General features: G+C 34.5%; 19 protein-coding genes and 1 pseudogene. 9 read left to right on the top strand and 11 right to left on the bottom strand.

All coding sequences use genetic code 11. From position 1 onward, the window contains the following. Positions 1-25 precede the first annotated feature (25 nt). Positions 26-616 carry a sigma-70 family RNA polymerase sigma factor gene (locus tag IPN41_01765; protein QQS60679.1) on the bottom strand — a complete coding sequence of 197 codons (591 nt, stop codon included), beginning with the start codon at positions 614-616 and terminating at the stop codon, positions 26-28. A 525-nt stretch (positions 617-1,141) separates the two neighbouring features. Here IPN41_01765 and IPN41_01760 point away from each other — a divergent pair. Then, a complete protein-coding gene (locus tag IPN41_01760; GenBank protein ID QQS60678.1) occupies positions 1,142-1,447 on the top strand; it encodes a hypothetical protein in 306 nt (101 codons plus the stop codon). Between the two features lie 54 nt (positions 1,448-1,501). Here IPN41_01760 and rpmB read toward each other — a convergent pair whose 3' ends face one another. The 3 genes and pseudogenes from rpmB to IPN41_01745 all read right to left on the bottom strand — a co-directional run bounded on the left by rpmB (position 1,502) and on the right by IPN41_01745 (position 2,934). Further along, positions 1,502-1,738, bottom strand: coding sequence for a 50S ribosomal protein L28 (rpmB, locus tag IPN41_01755; GenBank protein QQS60677.1), 237 nt, complete (start codon positions 1,736-1,738; stop codon positions 1,502-1,504). A 65-nt stretch (positions 1,739-1,803) separates the two neighbouring features. After that, positions 1,804-2,121, bottom strand: coding sequence for a hypothetical protein (locus IPN41_01750; protein QQS60676.1), 318 nt, complete (start codon positions 2,119-2,121; stop codon positions 1,804-1,806). Between the two features lie 125 nt (positions 2,122-2,246). Next, positions 2,247-2,934: pseudogene (locus IPN41_01745) on the bottom strand (2,3-bisphosphoglycerate-dependent phosphoglycerate mutase). A 22-nt stretch (positions 2,935-2,956) separates the two neighbouring features. Here IPN41_01745 and IPN41_01740 point away from each other — a divergent pair. Continuing rightward, positions 2,957-3,460, top strand: a complete 504-nt coding sequence (locus IPN41_01740; GenBank protein ID QQS60675.1) for a hypothetical protein — start codon at positions 2,957-2,959, stop codon at positions 3,458-3,460. 27 nt (positions 3,461-3,487) lie between these two features. Here the strand turns inward: IPN41_01740 and IPN41_01735 are convergent, their stop codons facing one another. Beyond that, positions 3,488-4,129, bottom strand: a complete 642-nt coding sequence (locus IPN41_01735; GenBank protein QQS60674.1) for a thioredoxin domain-containing protein — start codon at positions 4,127-4,129, stop codon at positions 3,488-3,490. 7 nt (positions 4,130-4,136) lie between these two features. Then, entirely contained in the window at positions 4,137-4,550 is a 414-nt protein-coding gene (locus IPN41_01730; protein QQS60673.1) for a disulfide bond formation protein B, read from the bottom strand. A 99-nt stretch (positions 4,551-4,649) separates the two neighbouring features. On the opposite strand from IPN41_01730, the gene IPN41_01725 reads away from it, so the two are divergent. From IPN41_01725 to IPN41_01710, 4 genes are all read left to right on the top strand, one after another. Continuing rightward, positions 4,650-5,213: a hypothetical protein gene (locus IPN41_01725; GenBank protein QQS60672.1), complete on the top strand. Its 564-nt coding sequence runs from the start codon at positions 4,650-4,652 to the stop codon at positions 5,211-5,213. Between the two features lies 1 nt (position 5,214). Continuing rightward, positions 5,215-6,168, top strand: a complete 954-nt coding sequence (locus IPN41_01720; GenBank protein QQS60671.1) for a tRNA-dihydrouridine synthase — start codon at positions 5,215-5,217, stop codon at positions 6,166-6,168. A gap of 64 nt (positions 6,169-6,232) precedes the next feature. Then, the gene (locus IPN41_01715; GenBank protein QQS60670.1) at positions 6,233-6,622 is read left to right on the top strand and encodes an HIT family protein; all 390 of its coding nucleotides are present in this window, start codon (positions 6,233-6,235) and stop codon (positions 6,620-6,622) included. Between the two features lie 73 nt (positions 6,623-6,695). After that, positions 6,696-6,845, top strand: coding sequence for a lmo0937 family membrane protein (locus IPN41_01710; GenBank protein ID QQS60669.1), 150 nt, complete (start codon positions 6,696-6,698; stop codon positions 6,843-6,845). 262 nt (positions 6,846-7,107) lie between these two features. Here IPN41_01710 and IPN41_01705 read toward each other — a convergent pair whose 3' ends face one another. Both IPN41_01705 and mnmA read right to left on the bottom strand, forming a co-directional pair. Beyond that, complete coding sequence (locus tag IPN41_01705) at positions 7,108-7,416, bottom strand: GIY-YIG nuclease family protein (protein QQS60668.1); 309 nt, start codon at positions 7,414-7,416, stop codon at positions 7,108-7,110. 153 nt (positions 7,417-7,569) lie between these two features. Then, positions 7,570-8,655, bottom strand: a complete 1,086-nt coding sequence (gene mnmA / locus IPN41_01700) for a tRNA 2-thiouridine(34) synthase MnmA (GenBank protein ID QQS60667.1) — start codon at positions 8,653-8,655, stop codon at positions 7,570-7,572. Positions 8,656-8,813: 158 nt separating this feature from the next. Between mnmA and IPN41_01695 the strand changes: the two genes are divergently transcribed. From IPN41_01695 to IPN41_01685, 3 genes are all read left to right on the top strand, one after another. Beyond that, positions 8,814-9,668, top strand: coding sequence for a CHRD domain-containing protein (locus IPN41_01695; protein QQS60666.1), 855 nt, complete (start codon positions 8,814-8,816; stop codon positions 9,666-9,668). Between the two features lie 101 nt (positions 9,669-9,769). Next, positions 9,770-10,381, top strand: coding sequence for a superoxide dismutase (locus tag IPN41_01690; protein ID QQS60798.1), 612 nt, complete (start codon positions 9,770-9,772; stop codon positions 10,379-10,381). 164 nt (positions 10,382-10,545) lie between these two features. Beyond that, on the top strand, positions 10,546-10,872 hold the full coding sequence (locus IPN41_01685) for an RNA-binding protein (GenBank protein ID QQS60665.1): 327 nt from the start codon (positions 10,546-10,548) through the stop codon (positions 10,870-10,872). 714 nt (positions 10,873-11,586) lie between these two features. Here the strand turns inward: IPN41_01685 and IPN41_01680 are convergent. Genes IPN41_01680 through ftsE form a run of 3 tightly spaced genes read right to left on the bottom strand, consistent with a single transcriptional unit; the run spans position 11,587 to position 13,878 of the window. Further along, positions 11,587-12,276 (bottom strand): RNA methyltransferase, encoded by a 690-nt coding sequence (locus tag IPN41_01680; protein ID QQS60664.1) that lies wholly within the window; start codon positions 12,274-12,276, stop codon positions 11,587-11,589. Beyond that, positions 12,277-13,188, bottom strand: a complete 912-nt coding sequence (locus IPN41_01675) for an ABC transporter permease (GenBank protein ID QQS60663.1) — start codon at positions 13,186-13,188, stop codon at positions 12,277-12,279. 3 nt (positions 13,189-13,191) lie between these two features. Beyond that, positions 13,192-13,878 carry a cell division ATP-binding protein FtsE gene (gene ftsE / locus IPN41_01670; protein QQS60662.1) on the bottom strand — a complete coding sequence of 229 codons (687 nt, stop codon included), beginning with the start codon at positions 13,876-13,878 and terminating at the stop codon, positions 13,192-13,194. Positions 13,879-13,888: the final 10 nt, after the last annotated feature.

The following is a 13,888-nucleotide window of genomic DNA, read 5'->3' as shown; positions in this document are numbered from 1 at the left end:
AACCTATAATAATGTAACAATTTTATTAATCTTGATTATCTTCTTTGACTAATTGCTGAAGTGATTCTAAAGCTCGGTGAATAATAACTCTAATATTTCCATTTGTCTTACCAAGCACAGCAGCAATTTCTGTGATTGAAAGTTCGTTGATAAAACGTAGAATGATTACTTCACGGTATTCTTCTTTTAAGAGCGGTAACTTTTCTTCTATAACTTTTTGAAAGTCAAAAGCCACGGCTGCCTTTTCTTCTGGACTTGAATCAGTATCAATCGCTGCAGAAGTTTGAGCAATATCATCCAAAGATACACTCTTACGATTTTGATTCTTTCGATAATGATCAATAATCGTATTGCGAGCAATCTTATATAATAATGATTTTAAAGTATGGTAATCACCTAAATTGCCTTCATAGACATAATTCCAGCACTTTAAAAAAACCATTGAGGCAATATCCTCAGCTTCCTCTCGGTTCCCAACTTTAAAGTATATGAAGCGGCATATCTGCTCAATATACAGATCATACGCTTCAATAAAAGCCTGTTTATCTTTATGTTTTTTTAGCCTTAAGAAGAGTTCTGCTTCCCCTCCAAATAAGGTCTCTTTTAGACTTACCATTAGATTACGAAAAAAAAATAAAAGTGTTACAGTAACCCTTTTAGTGCTAAACAAGGGGTAAAAAATACTATCAATATTCCCCTATTAATCCTCACAATATACCATAAGAGAGATAAAATGACAAGGAAGTGTCATCAGTAGAGCAATTACTAAAATAGGTAAAAACAGGCAAATACAAAATTAAAAACAACAAAATAGATAAATATATAAAATCAAACTAAACCACTGACTTGTTCAAATAACATCTGATTACATATTTGAAAAATTTAAATTCATAGTCATAATAACGACAGGATCCCCGTCTACACCTACCTACCGGCAGGCAGGCGGGGATGACAAGCAATTCCACTTGCAATATTATAGAAAAGCTGTAAAATAGAAGTTAAGTCCATTCTAATCTAGACTTAAAGTCTAAAGAATGATTAGAATCAAGAGATAAGTCTACGAATTTATAGACTTAAAAATAATATATTTTACTATATAAATCATCATTAGTCTACAATTATGTAGACTTAAATCCTGAATATGGAGTCTGAAAATAATAAAGTAAAAAATAAAAAAAATAATAAATTACCTATTATTTCAAATCCCCCGGCAGAGGCTATAAGCCCAATATGGTTATCTGTTTCTGAGTCTGCGAAATTAGGTGGTGTTCAATCAAAAACCATCAGAAGAGGTTTGGATTCTGGAATTTTAAAATTTAAAGTAGTTCGTAATCGTTATCTTATTAATTTCGCTACTTTAGCTATCTGGATGTTAAAAAATACTAAACTTAGAAATAAATTTAATAACTTTGGAATTGGTCAGTATGTGGATAAGTGGAAAGAATAAACTTATAAAAAAATCCTCTCGGCATTTAACCGGGAGGATTTTTTTATAACGGGTTTATCGCTTAGCAGTAATGGCTTGTAAGTCGTATACTTTACCAGCTTTATCCCATTTCTTTAATGTCTTTAAAGCAGTAGTACTTAAGGTTAATTTAACTGTTCGTCCAGTCTTTGGATTAACCACTTTTTTTTCTTGCAAATTTGGACGGAATTTACGCTTAGTGCGACGATTTGAATGGCTTTTATTAAAACCACTCGCAGCTTTTTTGCCCGTCAGTTGGCATCGTGTACTCATAAATATATTTTCTAAAAATTAAGCAATAGGCTCATTATCTCTTAAAATAAGGAGTCTGTCAAGCCCTAGGACAAAGGGTCTTCAATTGGAGGAAAAAGGATATGAGCCTTTTCAAACGAGGTAATAACCTGCTTCTTTTCCAAAATAATTAATAGACTATTAAACTGGGCTTTATGAACCATATTCTTTTCAATTCGTTCAAGTCTAGTCTCAAGATAATTAAGTCGTTGATCTATTCGTATAAATCCTTCTTCCATACGCGAAGCTAGATCTTCCAGGCGGGCAGATAATTGATCCATACGTATAGAAAAATCATCCATTCGTGCCGATAGTTCTTCTATACACGTAGCCATTTTATTAACTGATTCGAGAAGGAGGTCCATATCTTCTTGTGTTGCATACATACTCCAAGTAAATTAATAATCTTGGAGGGATTACATCCAGTCTAACAAAAAATAATTACCCAAGCAAATGGATAATTATCTAAATTTTTTTAATCATTTTCACCTTACTTTAAGTACCATTTCTTTTGCACTAGGCCTTTAGTTGTGATCTGATAGCAAAGTGGTTTTCCAGTAGGAATTTCAAGCTGAGTAATCTTGGTATCACTAATCTTATCTAAATGCTTCACTAAGGCACGTAAGCTGTTACCATGAGCCGATATAATAATTTTTTCACCACGTTTAAGGGCTGGAAAATCTCTTGGTTCCAAAAAGGCATTACCCGTTTATATGTATCCTTCAAAGACTCAGCTTGTGGAAATTCACTGAGCTTTAGACCACACTGAGCTGGCGTGCATTGACCTTTCATTGGCCTAGACAATAATGGCGGACGAACAGCGTAACTTCGACGCCAGAGTAAAATTGCTTGGTGCCAAATTCCTTTTCAATGGTTTGTTTATTCTTTCCTTGTAAAGCACCATAATGACGTTCATTAAGGCGCCACGACTGCTTGGTTGGAATCTTTGGACTATGGGCTGCTTTCAGTGTTAAAGATAAAGTTTTGATGGCTCGCTTTAAAACAGAGGTGTAGGCCAAATCAAAAGAATATCCACGACGATGTAATAATCGCCCTGCCTCTTTAGCTTCTGCTTCGCCTTTTTTTGATAAACCAACATCTACCCAACCAGTAAAAACATTCTTCTTATTCCAGACACTTTGTCCATGTCGTAATAAAACTAGATTTGCTTGTTTCATATTACTATCATATCATATATTTATGGATGTTGTTTCTCATGGACTATGGGGAGGATTAGCGTTTGGAAGAACAAAGCGCCAAGACTATTGGTTGGCTTTTTTGTTTGGTGTACTTCCTGATGTTTTATCTTTCGGTATTTTCACTATTGCACAACTTGTTGGTATAGAGCCTCGCATTGACTGGGCAAATAACCCAACTAACGCTGATATTCCCGCTTACGTTCACGTCTTATATAACTATACTCATAGTTTTATAATTTTTGCTGTGGTTTTTCTTGGGCTATGGCTTATTCTTAAACGACCATATATCCCCTTACTGGCCTGGGGCATACATATTATTCTTGATATATTTACCCATTCTGATTCATTTTTTGCTACACCTTTTCTCTGGCCACTATCAGATTTTAAAATAGATGGCACACCCTGGTCACATCCCTTAATATTTTTTCCAAACTGGATCTTAATTATTATTGGTTATACACTTTGGTTTATACAAAAAAGGCGAAAACAAAAAAAGACTCTGTAGCATACAAAGTCTTTTTTACTTTCTTGTTTATTTTGCCAATGCCTTATCAATCTCAGATTTAATAGCTTCAAAGCTTGGTTGACCAATCAAAACGTTATTTACAAAAAATGAAGGGGTAGCATTAACTCCAGAAGCACTTCCAGCCGACATATCTTGATTAATGACGTCAGCATAAGAATTATTTTCTATAGCTTGCACAAAAGCGACTTGATCAAGTCCAAGTTGCTCGGCATACCCTTTAAACAAATCTAGGGCCTGTTGACGACTTAAGGGATTAACAGTATCACCCCACTCAGCTTGTTTTTCATATAAAATATCATGCATTTCCCAAAACTTTCCTTGAGCACCGGCCGCCTCAACAGCTTGAGCAGAAATCATAGCATTCAAATGACCTGACAAAGGAAAATGTCTAAATACAAATTTTACATCATTAGGATAGGCTGCCAAAATTTTATTTGAAAGATCATTAGCAACTCGACAAGCTGGACATTGAAAATCTGCAAACTCGGTAACAGTTACTCGAGCTGTTGCAGAGCCTTTAATATATAGTCCTGTTCGTTCCACTAAAGGCGCTTTGGTTGCTGGTTGCCCAGTAAACTTAAATAAAACTACCGCCAAGATAACGGCTCCTAAGCCAATGCTTAATAAAATTTTGTATTCTTTTGACATATAATATTTATACGTATTTACGATACGCAATTAGAATAACTGTAATAATTAAAGCTTCAAGAAAGGCTAGCAAGGGAATCGTAATAAAGCCAAATAATGACCAGGTAATCGCCACACAGGAAACACCAACAGAACAAGCTGAAGAGGCCGTAATCACTCCATAGACGAGTAATAGCTGATACACACCAATCCCGAGGCTAATAACCGATAACGGTAAGGCATATCGCCAAACTCCCGTATCACGAGTAGCTATACCGATAGAAAAAATAAGAACTAAAGGATATAAGGCGATTCTTTGATACCAACAAAGCACGCAGGGAATAAAATTTTTAACTTCGCTAAAATAAAGGCTTCCTAATAAACCAGCAATAGACAGGACCAGAGCTACGGGTATACTATAATCTTGAATTAATTTTTTCATATGATAAATTGAATACTCTCAATAATATAATAATACTGATTTTTAGGCAAATAATGAATAAAAATTGAAAAAATCTTATTTCAAACATATACTAGTATTATGTGGTTCAAAAAACATCATCACTGGCGCTATAAAAACTTAAGCCTACTGGCTATAAGTATTATTGTTTTCTTCTTCGTAGCCGAAACACCCTCAGTAAAAACAGTTATTGCCAATTTTGGTGACTGGGGGTATGCCGGAGCAATCATTATAGGAATTTTTTCCGTCATGACATTTACAGCAGCCCCAGCTTTGGCAGTTCTCTATACCTTCTCGGAAAATTTAAATTTAATTGAATTATCTCTATTAGCTGGTCTTGGTTCTGTTATCGGTGATTTTATTATTTTCAGCTTTTTTAAAGAAACCATCTTTACTGAGCTTGAACCAATCATTGAAAAACTAAGTCACTCACCAATTGCTCATATTTTACACAGTCGTTATTTTGTGTGGTTGACTCCGGTGATTGGAGCAATTATTATCGCTTCACCACTACCAGATGAACTTGGAGTGTCATTACTGTCAGCTAATAAAATGAAAAAATGGCATTTTATTCTTTTGACCTTTTTTCTCAACTCTCTAGGTATTTATTTATTGCTAACAGGCGTAAAATTACTGTTTAATTAAAATGTCTTTTTTGCATAAACTTCCCAAGCCTTTTTTTATTATGGCACCAATGGCTAATGTCACTGATGCTGCTTTTCGTAGAATAATTGCAAAATACGGAAAACCAGATGTTATGTACACTGAATTTGTTTCAGCTAATGGCTTATTATCCCCGGGTCGAGAAGTGTTGTTAAAAGATTTATTATTTTCAGAAGTTGAACGACCAATTATTGCCCAACTTTTTACGGCTGATCCGGAAAAAATGTATGGGGCAGCTAAATTAATTCAAGAACTAGGGTTTGATGGCCTTGATATTAATATGGGTTGCCCTGATAAAAATGTCATGAAGCAAGGAGCGGGAGCCTGTTTAATGAAAAATCCAAGCCTAGCTCGGGAATTAATGAAAGCCGCCAAAGCCGGCGCACCAAATATTCCCCTATCGATTAAAACAAGAATTGGTGATACAAAAAATACACTTCAAGATTGGCTCCCAGAGTTATTAGCTGAAAAACCAGAAATGATTATTGTTCACGGTAGAACCAGGAAAGAAATGTCCAAAGTTCCTGCTCGTTGGGATACGATTGCTGAAGCGGTTGAAATTGCTCGTGGTTCAGGAACCTTAATTGTTGGTAATGGAGATGCTATGGATATTGCCGATGCTCGTGCCAAAGCAGAGCAAACAGGTTGTGATGGCGTAATGCTTGGACGAGCAATTTTTGGAAATCCTTGGTTATTTAATACAGAAAAAAATATTTCTGATATTTCAATTTCTGAACGACTAAGCGTAATGATTGAACACAGTACATTATTTATGGAGCTACTTGGTGATATCAAATCTTTTCATATTATGCGTAAACATTATAAGGCCTATGCTAATGGCTTTGACGGAGCCAAGGAATTACGGATAGAATTAATGAAAACAGAAAATATACAAGAGGTTGAAGAAATAGTAAAAAAATTTTTACAAAAAAAATAATTATTTCTATCCCTCTTTATAACCTTACAACATTATAACTTTTTAACTTTATAAACCTCTCTCTATGACTATTTTTGAAAAAATCATTGCTCACGAAATCCCAGCCTATATTGTCTGGGAAGATGAAAAACATATTGCTTTTCTAGATATTAAACCAATTAATCCTGGACATCTTTTGATAGTTCCAAAAAAAGTTGTTGGTGATGTCCTAGATATGAATAATCAAGAATATACTGATTTATTTTTAAACGCCAAAGATCTAGCAATATCGCTTCGTAAAGCTACAAACGCAAAAAGAATCGGCTATGTTGTTGAAGGCTTTGGTGTTGAACATGTTCATATTCACCTCATACCGATCAATGCTATATATGAACTGGATCATCGTCGGGCGTATAATACTTCAAAAGAAGAACTTGAAGAGATGGCTGAAAACATCAAAAACGCTATAAAATAAGCCTAAACGTAACAATACCCGCTGTTCAACGTATTATTAATTAAGAGTCCACTTATTAATTAATTTTACGTCTATGTTGTATACGATCGCCGTGGTTTTATTAATACTGTGGTTATTAGGCCTCGTAACTAAATTCACCCTGGGTGGATTTATTCACATTCTTCTAATAGTCGCTATTGTCGTTGTTTTAATTAAGGTTATTAAGGGTGAAAAGATATTGTAATAAGTTAGTTGTCAGTATCTCCACTAATCATGCAACGTGTCATTATCCGATTTAATGATTGTGTTTGTCATATATCGGATTATCGCACTAACTATGTCATTAATTGATGTGTGCATAGATACAATGTCATTGCCAGTCTTTCTGCTCAAAAAACGTGTCATTATCCGAATTACCGAAGTAACTGAATGTTTAACTGAACTTTATATACAAACATGTCATTATCCGAATTGCCGAAGGCAATATCGGATAATCTGCGTATAACCTAGATTTCTTCTGAGGCTTGAAAATATAAATCCCGCCATTCGGGATTATTTTTTTTAATCAATTCTATCTTCCAATCTCTATTCCATTTTTTCAATCGTTTTTCACGCTGCAAAGCCATACCTATATTTCCATAGATCTCAAAGTAAACTAACTTATTTACTTTATACTTTGAAGTAAACGAATGTTCATTAACCCGAAGAATATGATGACCAAGCCTTCTTTCTAAACTATTGGTTACACCAATATATAACACCGAATTATGTCGGTTTGTGAGAATATAAACATAGTAATGCTTTTCACTCTTCATATTTATTAATTTAGAAGAGGGCAAAACATTAATACTCAGATCCTCCGGTTAAACCGGAGGATGACAGAGACTGTGATATGTAAATTTACTCAAGTCGCCCAGTATAGCCTTCGGCAATTCAGAGGATGACATATAAAAAAATACGATAGCAATCTACAAAACCTCATCAATCACACCACCACCAACTAACTCATCTTTAATATAAAAAACTGCCGCTTGACCTGGGGTGATTGCTCGTTGCGGTTCATTAAAAATTAATTTTATACGATTTTTTGATAAAACTTGTACAGTTGCGACTGAAGTTGAGTGTCGATACCGAATTGTTACATCCAACTGCCTTGGAATAACCATATCTCGAGTCCATGTAACATCCATTAATATACACTCTTTACGCCATAGCATCGAATCATCAGGATTATCACTGACTACAATTTGATTTTTCTTTTTATCTTTTGCAACTACGTAATATGGGCCCTTTCCCCCAATATCAAGACCACCTCGCTGACCAAGCGTATAAAAAGGAAATCCATCATGTTTACCAAGTTTCTCCCCTTTCACATTAACGATTATCCCTGGTTTTGGTTTAATTTGCTGTTGTAATAACTCTTTAATATCAACTTCACCAATAAAACAAATTCCTTGTGAATCTTTTTTTGCAAATGTAGGCAGTTTATATTTCTCTGCTAATTTCCTAATATCAGGCTTTTTATAATCACCGACAGGAAAAAGGCTATGCTGTAATTCATTCTGAGTCAAAGTATATAAAAAATAGGTTTGATCTTTATTCCCATCTTTGCCTTTTAATAATGAATAAACCTCGCCAACCTTTTTTACTCGTGCGTAATGCCCTGTGGCAATATAATCTGCACCAAAACGAAGGGCTTTTTCTAAAAATAATTTGAATTTTATTTCTCTATTACATAATACATCTGGATTTGGTGTGCGTCCGGCTCGATATTCATTAAAAAAATAGCCAATCACCTGCTCCTTATATTCTTTTTCAAAATTCCAGACATAAAAGCGAATACCTAAGGTTTGAGCAACCCGACGAGCGTCTTCTAAATCTTCAGTCCAACTACAACAAAAATCCCCAACATTTTCACTCCAATTCTTCATAAAAACACCAATGACTTCATAGCCTTTTTTAATAAGCAAAGCAGCCGCCACTGACGAATCAACGCCCCCAGATAATCCAACAATCACTCTTTTTTTATTTTTTACTTTCATATCGGCAAGCATATCATAGTTCAAAAATCAGTCAAATCTTAGCTAAATTATGTTCAAAAGTATTAACAGAAATTTTAGACTTTTAAGCAAAATTGTAGTATTATATAGATAATCAGAATCATTGTGATTCTTATCTTAATAATTGGTTTTTATTTATTAATTTAATAAGTATGAAAAATAATATTTTTCAAAGACTAAGTAGCCTCATCTTAGTTTTAGTAATTGGTTTTTCGTTAACTGGAATTGCTTCAGCGGCCGATCCATTTCCTTGGACAACAAGCCCAAAGTTTATTGGCTATTTACCAAATGAAGTAACTTCTGGTGTTAAAGTAAAATCAAATATTCAAGTCTCTGCCATTAGTGGACCAACTTATAAAGTGGCAGTTACCCTGAGTCTGGAAAATTTGCCAGCAAACTCAGCTGATAAATCATACGTCTATCAAGCCTGGTTACTTGATTCTGAAACAGGTTATCGTTTAAGTATTGGTTCAACAATTAGAAAAAATAATGGAACTGGATATATGAGCTTTACTCAATATGTATCCTATCCAAAGATCTTTGATAAGTTAGAAGTTAGTAAAGAACAGATTTTTGATCTAAACCCTAATCCAACTGAAAACCCTGTCTATCGAACAGACCTTAATATTCCAGCCTTTACAGAACTTGCCTATAAAACAACTCTTTCTTCAAAAAACGTAGTAGACCCTATTGCTAACACTAATAAAGGTGGTACTGCAAGATTTACAATCAATACCAAAAATAATACATTAAAATATGAGTTTAAATTAAAAAATATTTCAGCCACTGGAAGAGTAATAAAAATTCATGGGCCAGCTCGACCGGGCACCATCGGTCCCGTAGTTAAAATATTAGACACAAATACAAATAATACTTTCACTGGCGAGTGGAAATATAATGATTCTATAGATGAAGAAAAGTTAATAAATGGTGAGTACTATGTTCAGGTTTACATGAGTGGCGCAGTAAGTGAAATTGATCTATCCAGAGGTCAAATCGTATTCTAAATATTAAAACAAAAAGACCCTGATTTCAGGGTCTTTTTTTTAATTTAAGACAATAGAAAAAATAAGGTATACTATAAAGACTTATTCACGTATATAAATATATTATTATGCATACTTTGCCAGTTCTCCAATATAACTTTAATGCTCTTGAGCCATATATTGATGCCGAAACAATGCGTATTCACCACGATAAACATCATCAAGCGTATGTTGATAAATTAAATGCCGCTTTAGATAAACACCCAGAACTATATAATCAAAGTCTGATTTCATTATTACAAAACCTAGAGTCAGTTCCAGAAGATATTAGAACGGCTGTCCGAAATCATGGTGGCGGACATTTTAATCATTCATTCTTTTGGCAAATATTAAAAATAAATAATAACGAAGAACCAGGAGAAGAATTAATGAAGGCGATCACCCGGGATTTCATAAGTTTTGATAATTTTAAAAAGCAATTTACAGAAACGGCTAGTACTCAATTTGGCAGTGGTTGGACATGGTTAAGCTTAAATGGTGAGGGAAAATTGGAAATTCAATCTACTCCCCTTCAAGATAACCCAATTATGAATGGTGGCAAGCCAATCCTAGGTCTTGATGTTTGGGAGCATGCCTATTATTTAAAATACCAAAATCGACGTGCCGAGTATGTAGAAGCATTCTGGAGTATCATTAATTGGGAAGAGGTAAATAGCAATTTTCAAAGCTTATAAGCATCTTGACTTGCTAACCCTTTTCTGATATCCTGGAATTACTTGTAAGTGTTTCTTACGAAAGTTTGCGAGCCTCGATAAGGTCTCTTAAAACAAAGTATGAACAGGTCCGCCACAGGCGGAACAAGTCGACTTACAATTTATTCTTTAAGAGACAGATAAGTATGGCAAAGAAACTTTATGTCGGCGGAATCTCCTATGGTTCTAACGACGATGCCTTGCGTGAATATTTTTCCCAGGCAGGTAATGTTGTTTCAGCTACTATCATCATGGATCGCATGACCGGACGCTCAAAAGGCTTTGGTTTTGTTGAAATGTCTACTGATGAAGAGGCAGCTAACGCGATTGCAATGCTCAACGGCAAAGAACTTGACGGCCGAGCACTTTCAATCAGCGAAGCTCGCCCAATGACTGAACGTCCTCCTCGCCGTGAAGGCAATGGAGGCGGTTACAACCGCGGTGGAGACCGTGGTGGCAACAGCCGTTGGTAATTGATTACCAATAATAAACCCCCGGTCGAAAGACTGGGGGTTTTGTTATTGAAAAAACCTTAAAATTCAAATTTAAAGATCAAAAATCTTTTTATTATTATAAATCTACGATTTGAATTGAATTTCTATTTTCCTTGATGCGCAGCTTTTAAAAAACTCAAATGCAAAATTAGCACTAAATTTTTTATTAATTTTTATGCCACACGCATAAGCAAAAAGGTTCTCTTAATTATTTTTAAAATCAGCTTTGAAAAATTAATAATATGAACATCAAATTTAATTTCATATAAATAACATTTTCCCGGAGATTTTAGTTTTGAAATACACTCCTCATTGTCACAACACATAAACATCCTATTAATTGACGTTAGGCCATCAGAAAATCTAACAGAGAAATATTTAACGCAATTTAAACATCCATCAATACCACAACTCCGTACTGGACAAATATTTCTACCTTTCTCAAAAAGCCAATTAATATTTCGACGGAATGAACTTTCTTCAAGGGAGTATCTTAGAAGCCATTTTTTAAATCATAAACTGTTTTGTAGTCACTAAACATTAATTGCTCCAAACTCTTTTTTATTTTCCCTCTATAACCTCCATCCCTTAAATATAATGGCCCTCGAGGACAATAATTTTCCAAAATTTCCTCCTTTTAATTTTTAAACAACGTTTTTATCAATATTAAAATACCACGATTGACAAAAAAAGTCAATATCGATTATATAGTCTTGATAAAACTATCGCGACCGCATTAGCCACATTTAATGACTCCAATTTTGAACTATGTTTAATATACAAAGAAGTGCCAGCAATACCAAGCTTAATCCCCTGTCCTTCAGATCCGGCAATTAACAATAATTTTTCAGCTAAAGTCTTTACATTTTTTTGATTCAAAATAATATTATTATCCGTCTTACTAACTTCTAAACGATAGACTTCTCGGCCAAATGAATATAACTCTTCTTCAGCACCTGGTCGTTCAATTTCAAGCCACGGAACATTAAAAAATGCTCCAGCAGAAGAACGAATCACTTTTGTATTAGAAGGATCAGCTGACTCAATAAGCAACAATGAGGCATCGAAACCTAAGCAGAGACGGAGAATTGCTCCTACGTTGCCGGGATCTTGAACACCATCCAAAACAACAATACTATCACATCGTAAAATGTCATCTTTAGTGTAAACTGGAATACGGGCCACGGCAGCTGTTGGTTGAGGCGTAACTGTTTCTACTAAACTAGCAAAATCTTTTGAATCATCTGGAGTAAAAGTAAACTCAACTGAATCTCCGGCCTCTACAATATTTTTTTCACCCTCCACTAAACAAAAGCCGGATTCATTCCGACCCTTTTTTGTAGCAAGAGAGCGAATTAATTTTTCTTGTTTAACGGTTAACATTTAAATATTTGAATATTTTCTAACCGCCACTAAACTAGCAACCATATTAATCACCGCAGCTCCCAAAAATTCTAGAATAAATAATCGCACAAAATTAGCGCTAAAATAAGAAACAATATTAAAGTTATAATTTAGGAAAAATGTCTCTAAGTATGGTTGTAATAATGTCAGGAAAAAGTAGAAAAGAATTGTAGTAATAATCATCCCAATCAAGGTATACAAAATACTAGAAATCAAAAATGGCGAGCGAATAAACCAACTTGAGCCCCCAACTAATCGCATAATGGCAATCTCTTGACGATGCGTATATATCGCCACCCGAATTGTGTTATAAAGCACAAGTAGGGTAATAAAAATAAATAATAAACTAACTAAAAATCCCGCTTCGCTTACTCGATCCGTAATACCATTTATCTTCTCAAGCATTAATTTATGATCATCAAAATTTCTGGTTTCAATAATCGGATCACTAATCTTATTTAATTCAGTAATTAAATCATCATAACGGTTCAAATCTTTGGGATGAATAATCAAACTTGGCGATAAGGGATTTTCATCCAATTCACGCAAAGCACTAATTACATCAAGATTATTCTGATGCTTGTTTTGAAAAGCCTCCAGGGCAGCTTGTTTAGACGTATAGTTAACTTCTCGAACATTCTCTAAGGCACTAATTTTAGCTCGTAGGGCTAAAATATCACTTTCTGAAGCTTCCGTTCGTAAATATAGACTAATATCAATTTTATCTCTAACTGTCTCTACAGCAGCCCCAGAAATCACCTGAACTGCTAATAGTAAATTAACTGAAAACAAAGCCAACACTAAAATAACAATGGTTACAATAGAAAGCCAAACATTTCTCCAGATATCCTGAAGACTAAATTTTAAGGCTCTGGCAAAAGATATAAACATAAATTAAATAATGTATTTACCAACTGCTTGATCAGAAATAATCTTTCCATCATGTAAGGTAACCACGCGACGTTTTAAACGATTAACAATATCTTTGTTATGCGTCACTAACAAAACCGTAGTACCAAATTCATTAATTTTCAATAATAAATCAATAATCTCTTGAGCATTAATTGAATCAAGATTTCCGGTTGGTTCATCAGCTAATAAAACTTTGGGCTGATAAACTAACGCACGAGCAATAGCAGCTCGTTGCTGTTCTCCACCAGAAACTTCATTAGGATATCGTTTCATTTTTTGACCCAAACCCACAATCCCCATAACCTTTGGAACGAGTTCTTTTATCTTTTTGTTACTCTTACCAGCCACTTCTAAAGCAAAAGCCACATTTTCTGCAAGAGTTTTTTTTGGCAATAATTTAAAATCTTGAAAAATAACAGCAATCTGTCGACGTAAGTATGGGATCTCTCGTTTTCCGATTGTCGTAATATCCCAATCACCAATCTGTATACTACCTTCTGTTGGTTGTTCTTCACCAATTAAACAACGAACTAAGGTTGTTTTACCAGTTCCTGATTGTCCAACTAGCGAAACAAATTCACCTGGCTTAATAGACAAGTTTATATGATCAAGAGCTTTAATATTGGGTTTGTAAATTTTAGATACATTATCAAGTCGAATCATATACAAATTCCAAATA

The organism is Candidatus Falkowbacteria bacterium, from assembly GCA_016699775.1.
GTDB lineage: Bacteria > Patescibacteriota > Patescibacteriia > Patescibacteriales > Patescibacteriaceae > Patescibacterium > Patescibacterium danicum.
Note: the sequence above shows the minus strand (reverse complement) of the source record. Positions and strands in the feature narration are given on the sequence as shown.

Bases quoted from the DNA above. Each gene is read 5' to 3' on its own strand.
- IPN41_01765 (QQS60679.1), bottom strand. From the start codon at position 616: ATGGTAAGTCTAAAAGAGACCTTATTTGGAGGGGAAGCAGAACTCTTC.
- IPN41_01760 (QQS60678.1), top strand. From the start codon at position 1,142: ATGGAGTCTGAAAATAATAAAGTAAAAAATAAAAAAAATAATAAATTA.
- rpmB (QQS60677.1), bottom strand. From the start codon at position 1,738: ATGAGTACACGATGCCAACTGACGGGCAAAAAAGCTGCGAGTGGTTTT.
- IPN41_01750 (QQS60676.1), bottom strand. From the start codon at position 2,121: ATGGACCTCCTTCTCGAATCAGTTAATAAAATGGCTACGTGTATAGAA.
- IPN41_01740 (QQS60675.1), top strand. From the start codon at position 2,957: ATGGATGTTGTTTCTCATGGACTATGGGGAGGATTAGCGTTTGGAAGA.
- IPN41_01735 (QQS60674.1), bottom strand. From the start codon at position 4,129: ATGTCAAAAGAATACAAAATTTTATTAAGCATTGGCTTAGGAGCCGTT.
- IPN41_01730 (QQS60673.1), bottom strand. From the start codon at position 4,550: ATGAAAAAATTAATTCAAGATTATAGTATACCCGTAGCTCTGGTCCTG.
- IPN41_01725 (QQS60672.1), top strand. From the start codon at position 4,650: ATGTGGTTCAAAAAACATCATCACTGGCGCTATAAAAACTTAAGCCTA.
- IPN41_01720 (QQS60671.1), top strand. From the start codon at position 5,215: ATGTCTTTTTTGCATAAACTTCCCAAGCCTTTTTTTATTATGGCACCA.
- IPN41_01715 (QQS60670.1), top strand. From the start codon at position 6,233: ATGACTATTTTTGAAAAAATCATTGCTCACGAAATCCCAGCCTATATT.
- IPN41_01710 (QQS60669.1), top strand. From the start codon at position 6,696: ATGTTGTATACGATCGCCGTGGTTTTATTAATACTGTGGTTATTAGGC.
- IPN41_01705 (QQS60668.1), bottom strand. From the start codon at position 7,416: ATGAAGAGTGAAAAGCATTACTATGTTTATATTCTCACAAACCGACAT.
- mnmA (QQS60667.1), bottom strand. From the start codon at position 8,655: ATGCTTGCCGATATGAAAGTAAAAAATAAAAAAAGAGTGATTGTTGGA.
- IPN41_01695 (QQS60666.1), top strand. From the start codon at position 8,814: ATGAAAAATAATATTTTTCAAAGACTAAGTAGCCTCATCTTAGTTTTA.
- IPN41_01685 (QQS60665.1), top strand. From the start codon at position 10,546: ATGGCAAAGAAACTTTATGTCGGCGGAATCTCCTATGGTTCTAACGAC.
- IPN41_01680 (QQS60664.1), bottom strand. From the start codon at position 12,276: ATGTTAACCGTTAAACAAGAAAAATTAATTCGCTCTCTTGCTACAAAA.
- IPN41_01675 (QQS60663.1), bottom strand. From the start codon at position 13,188: ATGTTTATATCTTTTGCCAGAGCCTTAAAATTTAGTCTTCAGGATATC.